The following is a 15,559-nucleotide window of genomic DNA, read 5'->3' as shown; positions in this document are numbered from 1 at the left end:
TCTCAATAATTTTTTTCATCAATCCTAATTTCTACATCCATATATTCTAACTCCCCATCCTTTATGTAAAGAATATGAGGACGATAGTTTTTTCCATCAACTTCACAAATCGCGTCCTTTTCGTAAACGAAATATCCCTGTTGTCTTAATTCTTCTCTTTTTTCCTCGATCAATTTTTCATAAGAATCTCTTCTTCTATTGCACAAACTAGGATCTGAGGCTCTAAAATATTCATAGCTCTCCACCTCCATGGAAAAATCCTTTGCCGCCTGTTGAAGCAAATCGTAACTGGGTTGCTTTGTCTTTTCTACCGCCTTAGCGATTATCATCGCGCGTTCCAGATGCTCCTCTTCGATGCTTGTTTCAAAGCCCAGTTTCTCACCTTCCAGAAAGCTTTTGTGATAAGCGTGTAAGGTTTCAACATCACCCAACAATGCCAAAGCTGCAAGATAGCGCAGCGAATAAGAAGCCAACTGAGGGACCACAACTTTGTTTTCCCAAGGAAGGATACGATATTGAGAGCGAAGCATATTGCCAAGATCAACCTCTGTCATTGCCTTTTCTAAAGCTTTCTCGAGTGCACAGCGTAAATGCTGGGCACTTACCTTTTCTTCAAAAATTTCCAACCCCTTCACATCAAAACTCAATTCGAGAGCAATCAAGCCTCCAGAATTATAAGGGTCTATCGTTTGGCAAGCCGCCGCATGGATACCAGAAACCACCGCAATTGCACAATCAAATCGCGGATACCCCTTCTCAGCATTATAAAGAAACTGCACTTCACGATCTGGTAAATAATAGGTGGCCAAATGATCCCCTTTTCCTTCAATTTCCACCCTCCACCCCAAACTCTTTAAAAGCGCCGTTGCACTTTCCATCGTTAGGATTTCCTCATCAGACAGAGAAAACTCTTTTACCTCAGATGATGATTTAATCATCGGCGTTGCTCCACTAGACGGCTCAAAAGCGATAGGTTGTTCAAGCACGCGGTTGAATTCTTTTGTCACTTGGCAATACAGTCTCACCCGCTTGAAAGTAGAATAATACAATGCCCAAATGAACATCGTGACCACAGCAGAAAGCAGCGTGAAAAGCGTCAAGCCCACACCCCACGAGAGTACAACAATAATATCTATCATTTTAATATCTATCATTTTCTGCCCTCCCTTCACGCGCTGTTTTGTTGAGAAGCGGTTTTCCTCCGCTGCCAGATTTCTTGATCCAACTGCTTGATCTTTTTTTTCAACAAACGCGTAAAAATGATGCGGACCACAAAGGCAACAGGAATAAGCACAAAAAGAAGCGTTGATATAAAACCCAATATTAATGTTAAAATGAACAGAATATAATTCGACCACTCTGTCAAATCCCACTCAAAAAATATAACGAGTGCCACTTTAAAAGCGCTAATAATGAAAGCAATGCAAAAGATGACTTTATAATTTTTGCTTGTCAAAAACGCTTCTTCAAGCGAAAACGACCGTGGCTCTTCGTCCAATGATGCATTTTTTCCATTGCCCCTCATTTTTTATCCCTCATTTGTTTCAATTTTTAAGCCATTTTCATGAACCGAAGCTTTCGTCCTCACAATGAATGAGGGTTCATCAATATCAAGCGCTTGTATCCCTCATCTTTTATAAAGACAATATCAGAGTTGCATTTTTTTCCATTACCTTCAAACATCATGTTTTTATCACGCACAGTGTATCCTCTGTTGTCTTAAGGCTTCTCTTTTCTCGTCGATTAAATGTTCATACAAATATCTTCTTCTATTGCACAAATTTGGGTCTGAGGCTCTAAAATTCTAATCACTGCTCTTTTTATTTTCAGGAAGATAAGCTTCTTTGCAAAGAAGAAGCCAACTGATGCAAAAAAATCGTAACGAAGTTGCTTTGTCGTTACCACCACTTGAACCACCCAAAAAGCCGGCCCCAATGGACTTTTTTGATATTTTTTCAAAGCCCAGCCTCTCACCTTCCATAAAGCTTTTGTGAGAAAGCTATCAAGTATTAATATCAGCAAGCAATGCCAAAACCCCAAGGGTGCGCAGCAAATAAGAAGTCAACTGAGGGGGGCTACAATTTTCTTTTTCCAAAGAAGGGTGCTCTATTGAAAGCCCAAACACGCGGCCAAGATCAACCTCGTTCCCAGATCAACCTCATTCCCAGACCAACCTCGTTCCCAGACCAACCTCGTTCCCAGATCAACCTCAGTCATTGCCCTTATCGAAAGCTTCCTCAAGCACACGGTGTAATCACTGGGCGCTTACCTTTTCCTCAAAAATTTTCAATTCCTTTGCCTTAAAATCCACCCCTTTGCTTCAAAGCTCAGTTGTCAATCTAGCAAAGCCCCAAAATGATAAGGATTAATTTTTGGCAAGCTGCAGCATGTATACCAGCGCCTCCCACAATTCCATAATCATATTGCACAAAACCTTTTTCATCCAGAAAGAGAAACTGCCCCTCGCGGTCTCGTAAATAAATAGATGCCCCCTTTTCTTTCAATTTCTCCCCTCCACCCCAAGCTCTTTAAAAGCACTATTGCACTTTCCATGGAGCAAAACGTCTTGATCAAAAACTTGGACTTTTGGCACGCCTTCTTTATGCGCCTTGCCTCTCCATTTTCTCAGAAAATGGATTTTTCTGCCCCAAACACCACCGCCGCATCTTGTGCTTTAATATAGATTTTTCGCTCTCAATATCGCTTGGTAAGACACATTTTTATACTTGATAAAAAGAAAATAAGTTACAAGATTTTCTCTCTTAAAGAAAACAGCAACAGCAAGTAAAACCCAAAAAAAGCCTCTTTTCACTTTGCCCCCGCACCCGCTCAAACAAGAACCCCGCTCAAGCAAAAGCCCCAATTCTTTTCAAAACACAGCACAAATATAAAAAAAGCACAAAACGAGAAGTGCACCCCATGCTCCTTAATGAACATATCAAAGGCAAGGCTTATGGCATCCTTTCACTTTGTCACCGCACCCGCTCAAGCAAAAGCCCCACTCAAACAAAAGCCTTTCTTCACTTTGTCCCCTCGCTCACTTTTCCCTCGCTCACATCGTATAATATGACGAGAGCTTTTTTCTGCTCAACCTCTTCTTCCAATTGCCCTATCATTTTCTTCAACTGACGTGTCACGATAAAACGCATAATAAAAACAATCGGTAAGAATAAAAAAGCACTGGCAAGCATCCATGCTAGTGGCTCGAATACAACAAGAGAAACAAAGTCCCTTCCTCTCCATATCTGAACGACAACCGTTATAACTATTGGAGCTGTCACTATGACCGTAGAAATATAAAATATTTTTTTATAGTCTTGCCAAACAAGAGAAAGCTGTTTTTTATCAAACATTCTGCTGCTTTTTTATTTTGGGGAGATCTGTTTTAAGGCAATATCGCGTTCATTAAGCACACATTTCAGTTCCTTTTTCACGCGACAATAAAGCCGCGCACGCTTGATAAACAGGTAATAAATGATAAAAATCGGCACCCATATTAAAACATTTAAAAGCGTAAAACACAGGAAAGAAATGGCTATTAATGTTATAAGACTACTCGTCATTTTGTCCCCCTTCCACATTCTGCATACGCATTGCCTGATCGCTTTGTTTTATCGCTTCTTCCAATTGTGGAAGTATTTTGTTTAATTTTCTCGTTAACTTTATGCACATGATCCCAATGATCGGAGAAAAGAGAAAAATCCCTAACCATAGAAGGCTCAACAGCTGTATAATAAAGGCAACGCTATCATTTTTCCACCATACAAAATTTGCGATAGAGCAAGCAGATTGCAAAACAGAAAAGAGAATAAGGATAAAAAAGATTATTTTACATTCTTTTGAAGAAAAAGGCAGAGATTCTTTGAAGTTAAGAAAGCGCATTTTCGCATCAAGGGTCTTAAATACGAGATTGTGTCTTTTCATTTCTCCCCGATCATTGCGCAATTGTTGTACGGCTTGCTTTTGTTGCGTCGTACTCTTTTTCAAGCCTTGAGCGAGTTTAAAAGATAACCTCATATGCTTGATTAACAAGTAAGGAAGCCTAACAACGACCATAACCATTAAAATGGCAATGATAACGAACCCTAAAAAAGCCAAATGCTGCATCATAATGCTCCCTTTTTTTCCCTATCGCATTGATGTGAAATCATCATTTTTATTTTCTTCTCAAGCAAATGTTTCTAATTCCTTTACTGTTTCTTGCACGCCATACTGAAGGAAACTATGGAGAATTAAAATGACAGGTAAAGAAACAACAATACATACCCAGAACCACAACAGCAGTTTCATGACAAAATCAATAATGTGAAGCACTATAATAGGCACGTAATTGTGCAAAAAAATTGCAGATTTTGGAAGAAAAGCTGAAAAAACGACAACACCTGTGCAAAGTGCAACCATAACGAAAGCGATAGAAAAGATCATAAAATAATCTTTTTTTGAGAGAAGCAAAGATTCTTGAAAAGAAAAGGCACTGAACTGTGTTGCAAGAACTGTATTCTGTCCCCTACCCTCTGCCTGATTATGCCTCAAATTCTGCGCTGCACCCTTTTTTAATTTTCGCTGCGTCACCAATAACAAGATTGTCCGTTTTATCAACGAATAATAAAGTGCAACGATTGTCACCATGGTAGAAAGGAATACCATAAAAATTGCAGAACAAATAAAAATTGCCGTCCCTACGGCGATCAACATTCCAATGATTAAAGAAGCGGTCACTTTCCCCTCCTATAGTCTTCTGTCAGAGATTGGTTGTCTAGCTGTTGCTGCTCTGGCAAGGCTTCCCACAGCTTCATCATTTCCTTCACATCCCGTTTAAATATGGCGTTAAAGACAAAAAAGAGCGGAAAAAAACCAAAAAGAAAACAAAAAATCATTTGCGGTAAGAAACATAAAAAAGCCCAAACACTATTCCACCCCGCATCAAGCAAATGCTCGATGATAGGATTTTTAAAAGGATGTGCAAGGCTCTCCTGAATTATTTCCTGAAAACTTTTTTGTTTCGTTTGTCCCAGTGCTTGGAGCTGTTCTTTGGATATAACATGAAAAAATTCCAAAGGCTCCATATAGACAGTCGCGGAAAAAAGCACCAACAAGAGGATAGCCAAACAACAAATGATGATATAATCGCTTGTTGAAAGCATCATCCATTTTTTGAAAGTTGCCGATTGATCCAACACTGGCTGTGATACGAAAGCCTTATTTCCCTCATGGGCAGATTGGTGTTGTGATTTATCTTCGATCATACGGATACTCCCCCACTTTTAAAATTCCCACTCTTCAAATTTGATAGCACGCCACCAGCGCGGTAAATTCGCTTAGCACTCTTCTCAGAGTAAAGCAAGCACTATAATCCCCTATAAATATTTTATTCACGTACCCTATACGCGCTTATACATGACGCGCTTACAAGCCCAAACACCCCTTTTCCTCTCTTTATCGATCACACAAACCCTAAAAGACACCGTTTTACAAAAATCCAACAAATATTTAATCTAAAAAACATCTCATGTGGAAAACTGACATGCCCACCATAAACGACAGTGTTTTCACCGCTTAAATGAAGCCGAGTATATATAAAACAAAGGATGATGATATTCCTTGCTCATCTCAAAGAATGAAGATTTTAAAACCCACCTCAGTTTGTCAACAATCCCATTGCTCTTAAGTGCACTCCGCCTGCTGAGCACTTATGGGTTCCACTTGCATAAAGCGCTCTACGAACAACTTCTCCCTTAACAAAAGTCCTTCCTTAACATTGGCACCCTAATTTTTAACACTTAATGCGTCAAAAGTTACAATGCCTCATAAACCTTCCTATATCCGCCTCAAATGACAGTATTTTATGGCATAACAAGATGAAAAACATTTTCACAAGCACTTTGTATCTTGATAATCAACACATCCAAAATGCTGTAAGATTCTCTCATTTCAAATCTATCCCCTGTTGAATCAATAAAATTTATTTGCTTGTACGTAAAAAGTGGGAGAGCCATGCGCAGTGAAATTGTACAATGAAAATGCCTCTTATAAACCGTCTCAAATGCCAAGAGCTTGTAATACATATTGGGGATTGGCAAAATATGCGATGATACCAGCTTACGCTTTTATGAATCCTAAAAATGATGATCCTTAATAAAGTTATATTATCATGAAAGCTTTACCATAGATGCCCTTCTTGAGCCACCGTCGTGAAATGGGCTCGAGCACATGTAAGAGATGTGCCCCTAGAATGTGAGAAACAAGAACGCGATAAACAAAAGCGTGAAGCAATAAGCACGCCCCACAGACCAAACCAAACAACCGATTATCTAAAATGCGTCCACAGCAGCTTTGCAATTTTTCAATTCTCATTTTAAAATTTCTTGATTCAAAAAGCCCCTATTTTAAAATTAAAAAAGAAATGTCTTACACCTCATAGCCCCCACCTTTATAAAAGCATTTCTTATAAACGCCTCTTTTATCAAGCTACCTGCCGCTTATAAAGCTTCTTTGGATATTGCATCCCGTCATTTAACCATTTAAGTGACCACCTCCCTTTTTTATGAAATCCATTAAAACAGCAAAAACAAAAATATCCTCCATAAAAGATTACCGTAAATTGCTTGATCCTCCACAGTTTATTTTGTTATTTTGAAATGATGAACCATATTTTATTTGAAAATATAAGGATCTTATGCTATTATAAGCACATTGAAAAGTTTGTTTTTTTAAGCTCTGTGTCGCTCAAAAAAAGATAAAATCCTCTATAAAGGATAAAGATATATTTTGCAGCTTAATCTACATCAGACATCTTGGTACAGCGCCCAATAAGAAAACCCCAATATACCTCCCAATAACAAAGCTCAACGGATGATAAAAACAATGACTTTTCAAAGGTAAAACTGAAAAGTTTCCACGAAGCGCTCATGAGAAAGAAAGCAAATAATCCTACTAGAAAAGACTTCCTATTAGAAAGATAACGACATACCCATAAAACATCATTCTTGTTTTTTATTCACATGTGACAAAAGTTTCTTTTCAACTGTTCCAGAAAGGTTGAGAAATCTTTAGAAAGCAAATAACCCGCTATCCATGAAAAAATAAGCATGATAGGAGCGAGAAATAAGACTGATAGGGATAAGATAAAAATGGTAAAAAACACCTTAAAGATGATTTTTTCGCCCCACACCGTTGCTGTTCTTTGTGCTGAAAGACGCCTTTAGTATCCGTTTCTCCTTTGATCTGCAACGGCTCATATTCCCACAGTATTTGCTCCCACAGTATTTGCTCAAAGTGCTTTTTACATCACTGTCCCCCATCAACAGACAGTTTATTTTTCATTTAAATGGTTAAGTTCATGAAAATACGTAAAAAACGCGGTAGACCGAGAATAACAGGCAAACTCAGAGAGCCCAATGGCCGTATTTCACGTGCCCAAAGCCCCAGCGAATCTGCGCTTCAATCTGCGATTGAAATGCGTGCAAAACACTTTGGTTTAAGCCTTGAAGAAGCGAAAAATCCACTTGTTGGAACCTATATTGGGCGTCTTTGTTTGCTTGGCTATAAAGGGGATTCATCAGGCATCAGTAAGGAGCAATATGACACGGCGCAAAGATACTTGCAAATCAGAAACGACTATTTATGTGCAAAAGGCTTACCAAACGGCTATTATGATGGTTTTACGCACAGCGCATCAGATGAGACAACAAAAAAGCAATGGGTTCAAAGAGCGACGGAACGCTATGAAGATATGCAAGAAGCGATTAAAGAAGCACAATATTTGCATCGTCAACACAACTTTCATGCGGCATTACAATATCTTGTTATAGAAGATCAACCGCTGCCTAATCTTGTTGGTTCGTTGCGTATTATTCTTGATGCCCTTTATAAACATTTTGACTGTTCTAGCAAAAAGATCATTGGCTAAAAACACCCATCGTTTTCTCTCCCTCACAGGATAAAGATTCTAAAACCCTCCTTTGTAACATGCCTCTTTGTAACCAGCTCCTTTATAAAGAGACAATCCTTCTTGACAAGTTACACTTGAGATCCACTGGACTTGCCCTTTCATAGAATTCATGGGATTGACGAGCTTAAAGCACACAACAAATAAGCTTTAAAATATCCACCAAGCCCTTAAAAAACGCTTCAACCTGTCAAAGAGACTTATCACCATACCTCAACGATATATCTACCCATGCCTCAAAGGACAATATTTCACGACATATTTCACGACATGGACAAGATAAATATTTCCCCCTCTTCATACAGCAACCTTCTCCCCATCACCCTCCCCTCCCTATTACACCCCCTCCCCATTACCCCTATTGTAACAAACAACCCTCATCATCCAATTTTCCCCCAATATCGCGATATCCTTAGCTCTTGAGACAATTCATTATCGTCATTGTGCGTCTTTTCTTGTACAATTCTACACAGCTTTCCTGATCTTATGACAGACAAGAGACATGGCTTTGATTGCAGCATAATCTAGATTTCTCATTCAAGATCAATAACGACTAAAACATCATTATAAATCAATATGTTATCATTAAAACACCCCATTGATTTTTTTACAAAATTAAAAGCATCATCCCTTAAACGAAAGAAAAAGCCCCCACCAACAATCCCTTCCATCATCAACAACTTATACCGGTAACCATCCACCCACCACGCCACCGCTAATACGACAGCCAGCATAGCCCCAATCGCCAACACAATCGCGACACCTAAGCTTTACCCCCGCAAAACCTTCCAACCATCGCCTTCCTAATTCCATCAATAAAATACCACGGATTTCAAAACCACAATTCTTCCCTCTCCCTTCACCTTTCCCCCTCCTTTATCAAAGGAGAGAATGTTTTTTGCCGCAATAAAAAAGGGAAAATAATCGTTTTGCTGTTGACAGAATATGAAAAATCGTATTTAATGATAGGTGCGGTAAGGGATTTTTTGCGCCCAGATTTCATCAGAGAATTTTTGCATTATTATAGACTGTTATCAAACGGTGTGTTTCGCTATAATCTTTAAAAGTCTCTTGTTTAAAGGTATCTTTCGTCTTTCTCTGACTGTTTTTCTTCTGCATCATCCAATTTGCATCACCAACAGCCCTATAATTTTGAGATTTTCAAAACAAGCCGTATCCAATAAGGGCTCCCAATAGAACGCCCTAATACAATACCCCAATAAAAATACGGATACAACACATCACAGAAATGATGAGCAATATACGAATAATAATATGAAAACGACCAGGATATGCTTTCATCGCCTCATTTTTCAAGATGCGAAGGCTTTTTTTCAAAACATTGTTTAGCCAGAATTGAAGAACATAATGTCATCCATTGATTATCAATATGGAAGCTAATATTATGAAGCCACAAGATTCTTCTCTCCCTTATTCCTCACAAACACAAGGAAGGGCAAATGCACCAGAAGGGGCGCGTGCAACTGCATCATTAGACAATCTTGCTGCACATTCAGAACAACAAAGCAGCGAAAAAGAAGGAAATGTCCCGTTCAATCATGAGGAATTAAAAAATATCATTGCTCGTTTAGAAGAAGACATCTCAACGGATCGTTGGTTTACAACTGATTATGCAAGCATAGATCTTAAACTGATGCCAGCCTTAGTGGAACAAGCAAATCGTAAATATCCTGAAATGCGCCTTCAATTGGTAGCGTCATCTCACGACTTTGCCCTTGCACTAAAAGAAGCCATCGAAAACGGCATTCAATCTTCTAGATTTATCATTCACACAAAGGATAGAGGAATTCATTTTTCAGTGATTGATCATCAAACCATCGATGACAAAACGTCCGTGATATTTTTTGAACCTACAACACTTAACAATATGAGATCAGCAGTGCTAGCATTAAGGACACAACTGGCCCTTAAAGCGCATGAATTGTCTAACTGTTCTTTTGCCATGGCAGAAATGGACATTCAGCGAAGCTCTTCTGAATGTGGAATGTTCAGCTTAAGCCTTGCCAAAAAGCTTTATTCGGAAGCTCAAAAATTAGAACGACTGCACAAAGACAATATTAAGGGTGTGTTATGTGAACCAGATACGCCTTTATCTGCTGAAAAGTTAGATACATATCTTCCAACCACTTTTTATAAACACGTGCAAGGAAGAAGACGTCTTGGGGAATATCTAAAAGCCAATCCGGATGCGGAACATGAAACAGTAAACAAAAAAGGCGAAACTCTGAGAGAGAGATTTGAAAGAAGCTTAAGTTCAGCAGAAGGAAAAACTGTTTCTGTTTCACAACATAGAAAAAGAGCGACGGAATACAAATCTCTGATGATGTAAGATGTAATGAGTGTTTTAGCCATATCCGTATTCCACATCCACAAAGAATGAAGCTCTGCGGCTTTACGGTAAGATATAAATGCTATTAGCAAATCTTCTTTTCCCTTTGAAAGAAGTAACAATGCAAAAAGTGAGCAATTACCTCTTCAAACAAAAGGCAAAACAATAATATTCTATTAAAAGTAGCCCATTTTAAAGCCCGTATTTTAAAACTTTGAACAAACATAAAACACGCAAGTTTTGAAAAGACCTGCCCGCACTTTCTTATAAAGCAGCTGAAAAATGATTTTTTCCTTAATCTTCAAGAGATAAAGGTTCTTTTTCAAAACATTATTTGGTCAAAATATAAAAAATAATATTGCCTCCCGATTATAACCACGGAGGTTCATATTATGAAGCCACAAGATTCAAAAGATACTGCCGCTCATGCCTCACAAATAGCAGAAAGTAACATCGAAAATGAATCCTTAGAAAGCCTTATTGCCCGTTTAGAACAACTCAACGCTCCTCAAAAAGAAGAGAGCACCTTGAGTCAGGAAAAGTTGAAAGCTATTATTACAGACTTAGAAGATGATCTCGTCACCGGCCGTTGGATTAACTCTTATTATGAAAACATAGATATTAGATTGATGCCGGCTCTCGTAGAAAAAGCAAACAGCAAATATCCAGCAATGAATCTCAAATTGGCTCTTACAGCAGAAGAGTTTTCACACGCACTAAAAGAAGTCGTTGAGAGCGACGCAAAATCTGCTCGATTTATAGTAAATTCGGGAAGCAAAATCCACTTTGCAGTCCTTGATTATAAAAAAGTTGATGACAAAATCTCTTTGATTATGCTTGAACCTACAACATTTCAGAATATCACTGCTTGCAAACTAGGGATAAAAATAAATCAAACCCTTCAATGTCTTCAACTGCCTCCTTATTCTTTTACCACGGCAGAAATGGATATTCAGAGAAGCTCTTCTGAATGTGGGATGTTCAGCTTAAGCCTCGCCAAAAAGCTTCATCTTGAATCTGATAAATTAGCAAGATTGCACAAAGATAATGTTAAGGGTGTATTATGTGAACAAAATTCATCTTTATCTGCTGAAAAGTTAGATTCCTATCTTCCCATTAGTTTATACAAACATGCGCAAGGAAGAAAACGTCTAGAACAATATTTAAAAGCCAATCCGGATGCTGAACATGAAACAGTAAACAAAAAAGGTGAAACTCTGAGAGAGAGATTTGAAAAAAACTTAAGAACAACAGAAGGAAAAACTGTTTCTGTTTCCTCCCACCCAAAAAAGGCTCACTGAATACAAATCTTTGATGATGTAATTGAGGTTTTTTCCATATCCATAAAGAACGAGGCTCTGCTGCTTGACGGTGGGGTATAAATTGCTGTTAGCAAATCTTTTTTTCCGTTTGTAAGCAATTAAAGAGTTAAACAGCAAGCAACGTGACCTCTTAAAGACAAAAAGCTGAATACATAAAATATTTTAGGATTTTGGATGTTAAGTAAAAGCACCCGCCTCCTCCTGTAGCTTTTTTCTAAGAGTTGTCCACTTTTATCTCAAGCGCCTCCACATCAGTACCACTTGCCAAAACAACCGCAAACAGCCACTCTCTGTCCCCCACAATCACACCATCCGTTCTCTCCATCTCACCCCCCTCACAACCACCGCCAAAACAACCGCAAGCACCAACACCAATGCTAACACAAATCATTGTGCAACCCTCCAACCCCTGCCGCGCCAACAATGCCTTCTAAGAATTCCATTCACCAACATATATGTCACCCCTCCAACCTCACTTCTCATGCCACCGCTAACACAACCGTAATGCCACCGTAATGCCATTGCGTACATCAACAGCACCAAGTCTCAAAACCAAAAACATCTCTCAACGGAAAACACCAGCCCAACCATTATCCCACTTGGACAACCATGACCTCATTCCCTTAAGATGCTACAACTAACCTTTTGATTTCGTTAAATTTTCACGTCTTGTCTGTTTTTGCAGAGTGAAAAATTTCACTTTTAATGTGTCGACCAGCCTCACTTTAAAGTGAGGCTTTATTTTATGGAGAAGCAAATGAGAAAAATATCATCAGCAGGGCTTGCACTCATTAAACAATGGGAAGGATTGCGTTTGAACGCCTATAAAGATGCCATCGGGGTGTGGACAATCGGCTATGGACATATCAGCGCTGCTGGAAAACCGTTCGTTCGCAAGGGCATGACAATCACTGAAAAGCAAGCAGAAGAAGTTCTTTCTCAAGATTTAAGACAATTTGAAAATACCGTTGAAACAAATGTGATGGTTTCCTTAACGGATGAACAATTCGCTGCGCTCGTATCGTTTTGCTATAATATAGGAGCTTCGGCTTTTTGTAATTCGACCCTGCTCAAAAAACTCAATAACGGCGAATATGAAGCCGTCCCTGCTGAATTACAAAAGTGGACCAAAGCAGGAGGAAAACGTCTTCACGGTCTAGTGCACCGTCGTGCAGCCGAAGCAGGATTATGGGCAAAAGGTGCTTATGTTTCTCCCAACTACCAAACCGTAGAAACGCAAGCACCAATGGGATTTTTCAAAGCAGAAGCGCTTACACCGATTATTGGTTCTTTTTCTGGACTTGGAGGCTTATTGGCAGGCAATGGTCCCATCCAATGGGCATTGGCAGCCATTATGGTTTTAGCCGCCTGTGCAGGCATCTTCTTTGTGGCAAAACGGTTTCGGGAGCAGCGCTTATGATGTGGTGGATGAAAAAAAATCTGATGATAACAGGAGCGGCTCTGACCGCTTTTTTTATCGCTTTAGCAAAAGCTTTCACTCTTGGAAAAAAGATTGAACAACAAAAGCAAATAGAAAAAACGCTAAAGTCATCAATAACACGGCTAGAGGTGGAGAATGAAATTAATCAAAAAAGTGATCCTGATGTACGCGCTGCTCTTACTTACTGGTTGCGCGATAAAAACAATAAATGAGCCTTTTTCTTGCGTTGGTTGGATGCCCATTTATTTAGACAAAAAAGATCTCAATACCATCAGTTCAAATCTCGCAAGAGATATTTTAAAGCATAACAAACAAGGGGAAGGCTTGTGTGGGTGGAAACATGGCTAGAAAAAAAACAGAAAAACAAACAGAGCTTACAGAAAAGGAAAAAGAAATCCTACAAGAAATCATCACAACTTATAAAAGTGTAAAAATGATGTCACGTTATACGAAGTGGATTATATTTATCATTTTCCTATTAGCGCTTGATTTCTCACGTATCATAGATGCGTTAGCAAGTATTTTTACACAAAAATCGAATATTCAGCTCTAAAATAAATAAAAAACATGAGACGTGTTAAATCTTTTTTTAAATAAAAAGCCATTCGTTATTTTTTGAAAACACGGAGATTTTATTGATGATTTTTCACGTCTCATGGGAAATTTTTACACACTCTTCAAAAACGCTTTCATGAAATGAATTTAGGAGCATGAAGAGAGATTTTTAACAAACGCGTGAGTCAACAACTTTACTAACATAAGAAAAGGATCATACCAACGCACATTTTCTAAAATAACCTATTGATACTAAAAAATATTTTATACTCTTCACAAATCCCATCGGGAAGATACCATCGCGAAAAAATTTAAAAATATTTAGAGATATTTTTTTAATAATTGCATAAGTAAACAACGCAAAAAGTATTAACTTGCCTAAAATCCCCTTATCTTTACACTTTAAAAAAAAGAGCAATCAGACACCTCCCTACGCATAAATCCCCAATATTTATACCGCCTCTGTTTATAAAAACTCTGTTTATAAAAAAACTGACTATTTGAAAATATTCATGAGAGGCATTTTTATTTTCTTTCAGTATTTCACCCTAGCTCTCTCCACTTGTGAGGTATAAGAAAACGATTGCGATTGTTTCAACATAAGAAAGAATTGAAATGAAAAAATCCACCGCAATAAAAATCTCTTATTCAACATACAAAACAATGAATAATTCTGATCAATAAAAGCGTTGTTCCATTAAAACCCATTAAAAAATATGAAGCAATACATGATTATCATTATTTGCAAGAATGCAATGCTCTTGAAAACCGTAAAACCACATCACATTGATTTATAATTATCATTAAGCACTCTTCAACTTGAATTAAAGCCCTGCATATCGCAGGATTTTCTCATTTCCCAACCTGTTTCCTTTTAAAATAATCCAAACTATGTCGCTTGCACATTACAGTGTATGGGTCAAAACTATACAAGCAAGGCACGCCTCACCGTCTCACGGACCAACGGCTTGTCATAACATTGAGAGCTGGAAAAGTATATGATAACGCAAGCGTATTCTTTTATTAAGCGTAAAGATGATCGTGCCCTATAGTTTTATGCACTTCATGAGAACTTTGCCCTTATACCATTCACAAATCCATTGCGAAATCGGTGTGACAAGCAAGATGTCTCTTAAAAACATGTCAATATGCAAAAATATATATTTGGAGACAAATATATTTGCGGCTTTTCTATTTTACGTGAGGGATTTCACAAAAAAAAGATATGCAAGCAACAAAAGTTTGAGGCATCATCTTCATTATTTAATAAGATATTACTATAAATACCTTTAAAAGTCATAAAGCAAAAAGATGATGACAAGATGCGTGCTTATATACCTTTACATTCTTTCTCAATGAGGCTGTCTTTCTATTGCAGAGATTAACCAAACAGAGATATGCTTGTCCCAGTATACAAAAGCCCTTTAACAGAGAAAACCCTTATTTTTTCATACAAAAGCTTGAAATACCAACATCTTATTCATAAAAAAAACAAACAAGACCCAACATGCTCTGTCCAACTTTCTCTCTTCAACTTTCAATGAATACAAACTCTTGCGTTAGTTCATAAAAACCATTCGCCCTTCTAAAGCGCAAACACAGGATTTTTTTAATGGTGCATGCATAAACTTAAAATGAAAAAATAGAACTGTATTAGGAATAAATGACTATAAATCAAATAGTTATATTTTTATCACTAAAATATTTTCAAAAGAAACCACGATCCCCGCACAATAAAAACATCTCATAAATGCAAGAGAAAAAGTCATGAATAAAGAGAGAGATCTATTCACAATAGCGATACATCAACCAATGAAAAATAACAAAATGCTATAAGATCACTATCATAAAAGGAAGAACTGTACGAAACGTGAAAAAGCATTAAAAAAAACGGGCACAGAAGGCCCGTTTCTTTATTACTTCTATGGAATAAGAGCTTAGAA

16 protein-coding genes and 1 pseudogene are annotated in these 15,559 nt (G+C 38.0%); 7 read left to right on the top strand and 10 right to left on the bottom strand.

Annotated features, from left to right (window positions below; genetic code table 11):
- Window positions 1-2: 2 nt before the first annotated feature.
- The 8 genes from ACFIJP_RS02165 to ACFIJP_RS02130 all read right to left on the bottom strand — a co-directional run bounded on the left by ACFIJP_RS02165 (window position 3) and on the right by ACFIJP_RS02130 (window position 5,246).
- Complete coding sequence (locus tag ACFIJP_RS02165; protein ID WP_375625326.1) at window positions 3-1,154, bottom strand: DUF6990 domain-containing protein; 1,152 nt, start codon at window positions 1,152-1,154, stop codon at window positions 3-5.
- Window positions 1,155-1,168: 14 nt separating this feature from the next.
- Window positions 1,169-1,525: a hypothetical protein gene (locus tag ACFIJP_RS02160; protein WP_375625325.1), complete on the bottom strand. Its 357-nt coding sequence runs from the start codon at window positions 1,523-1,525 to the stop codon at window positions 1,169-1,171.
- A 218-nt stretch (window positions 1,526-1,743) separates the two neighbouring features.
- Window positions 1,744-1,959 (bottom strand): hypothetical protein, encoded by a 216-nt coding sequence (locus tag ACFIJP_RS02155; RefSeq protein ID WP_375625324.1) that lies wholly within the window; start codon window positions 1,957-1,959, stop codon window positions 1,744-1,746.
- A gap of 380 nt (window positions 1,960-2,339) precedes the next feature.
- Complete coding sequence (locus ACFIJP_RS02150) at window positions 2,340-2,504, bottom strand: hypothetical protein (protein ID WP_375625323.1); 165 nt, start codon at window positions 2,502-2,504, stop codon at window positions 2,340-2,342.
- A gap of 516 nt (window positions 2,505-3,020) precedes the next feature.
- A complete protein-coding gene (locus ACFIJP_RS02145; RefSeq protein ID WP_375625322.1) occupies window positions 3,021-3,353 on the bottom strand; it encodes a hypothetical protein in 333 nt (110 codons plus the stop codon).
- Window positions 3,354-3,552: 199 nt separating this feature from the next.
- Window positions 3,553-4,110 (bottom strand): hypothetical protein, encoded by a 558-nt coding sequence (locus ACFIJP_RS02140; RefSeq protein ID WP_375625321.1) that lies wholly within the window; start codon window positions 4,108-4,110, stop codon window positions 3,553-3,555.
- Window positions 4,111-4,167: 57 nt separating this feature from the next.
- Window positions 4,168-4,719, bottom strand: coding sequence for a hypothetical protein (locus ACFIJP_RS02135; protein ID WP_375625320.1), 552 nt, complete (start codon window positions 4,717-4,719; stop codon window positions 4,168-4,170).
- Window positions 4,716-5,246, bottom strand: coding sequence for a hypothetical protein (locus ACFIJP_RS02130; RefSeq protein WP_375625319.1), 531 nt, complete (start codon window positions 5,244-5,246; stop codon window positions 4,716-4,718). The genes ACFIJP_RS02135 and ACFIJP_RS02130 overlap by 4 nt, the downstream gene beginning before the upstream one ends.
- Window positions 5,247-7,339: 2,093 nt before the next feature.
- On the opposite strand from ACFIJP_RS02130, the gene ACFIJP_RS02125 reads away from it, so the two are divergent.
- Window positions 7,340-7,909 (top strand): hypothetical protein, encoded by a 570-nt coding sequence (locus ACFIJP_RS02125; RefSeq protein WP_375625318.1) that lies wholly within the window; start codon window positions 7,340-7,342, stop codon window positions 7,907-7,909.
- Between the two features lie 572 nt (window positions 7,910-8,481).
- Here ACFIJP_RS02125 and ACFIJP_RS02120 read toward each other — a convergent pair.
- Complete coding sequence (locus tag ACFIJP_RS02120; protein ID WP_375625317.1) at window positions 8,482-8,700, bottom strand: hypothetical protein; 219 nt, start codon at window positions 8,698-8,700, stop codon at window positions 8,482-8,484.
- A gap of 653 nt (window positions 8,701-9,353) precedes the next feature.
- Here ACFIJP_RS02120 and ACFIJP_RS02115 point away from each other — a divergent pair.
- Both ACFIJP_RS02115 and ACFIJP_RS02110 read left to right on the top strand, forming a co-directional pair.
- Window positions 9,354-10,298: a YopJ/AvrA family T3SS effector serine/threonine acetyltransferase gene (locus ACFIJP_RS02115; RefSeq protein WP_375625316.1), complete on the top strand. Its 945-nt coding sequence runs from the start codon at window positions 9,354-9,356 to the stop codon at window positions 10,296-10,298.
- Window positions 10,299-10,690: 392 nt separating this feature from the next.
- Window positions 10,691-11,621: pseudogene (locus ACFIJP_RS02110) on the top strand (YopJ/AvrA family T3SS effector serine/threonine acetyltransferase).
- Between the two features lie 213 nt (window positions 11,622-11,834).
- Here ACFIJP_RS02110 and ACFIJP_RS02105 read toward each other — a convergent pair.
- Complete coding sequence (locus ACFIJP_RS02105; protein ID WP_375625315.1) at window positions 11,835-12,011, bottom strand: hypothetical protein; 177 nt, start codon at window positions 12,009-12,011, stop codon at window positions 11,835-11,837.
- A gap of 366 nt (window positions 12,012-12,377) precedes the next feature.
- On the opposite strand from ACFIJP_RS02105, the gene ACFIJP_RS02100 reads away from it, so the two are divergent.
- From ACFIJP_RS02100 to ACFIJP_RS02085, 4 genes are read left to right on the top strand one after another with little or no spacing between them, the layout of a single operon-like run.
- Window positions 12,378-13,040, top strand: coding sequence for a lysozyme (locus tag ACFIJP_RS02100; protein WP_375625314.1), 663 nt, complete (start codon window positions 12,378-12,380; stop codon window positions 13,038-13,040).
- Window positions 13,037-13,273 (top strand): hypothetical protein, encoded by a 237-nt coding sequence (locus ACFIJP_RS02095; protein WP_375625313.1) that lies wholly within the window; start codon window positions 13,037-13,039, stop codon window positions 13,271-13,273. Before ACFIJP_RS02100 ends, ACFIJP_RS02095 begins: the two co-directional genes overlap by 4 nt.
- Window positions 13,197-13,409, top strand: coding sequence for a hypothetical protein (locus tag ACFIJP_RS02090; protein ID WP_375623746.1), 213 nt, complete (start codon window positions 13,197-13,199; stop codon window positions 13,407-13,409). Before ACFIJP_RS02095 ends, ACFIJP_RS02090 begins: the two co-directional genes overlap by 77 nt.
- Entirely contained in the window at window positions 13,402-13,614 is a 213-nt protein-coding gene (locus ACFIJP_RS02085; protein WP_375625312.1) for a hypothetical protein, read from the top strand. The genes ACFIJP_RS02090 and ACFIJP_RS02085 overlap by 8 nt, the downstream gene beginning before the upstream one ends.
- Window positions 13,615-15,559: the final 1,945 nt, after the last annotated feature.

This window comes from Bartonella sp. MU37NMGALS (genome assembly GCF_042194015.1).
GTDB lineage: Bacteria > Pseudomonadota > Alphaproteobacteria > Rhizobiales > Rhizobiaceae > Bartonella > Bartonella grahamii.
This window is presented reverse-complemented; position numbering and strand designations above follow the sequence as displayed.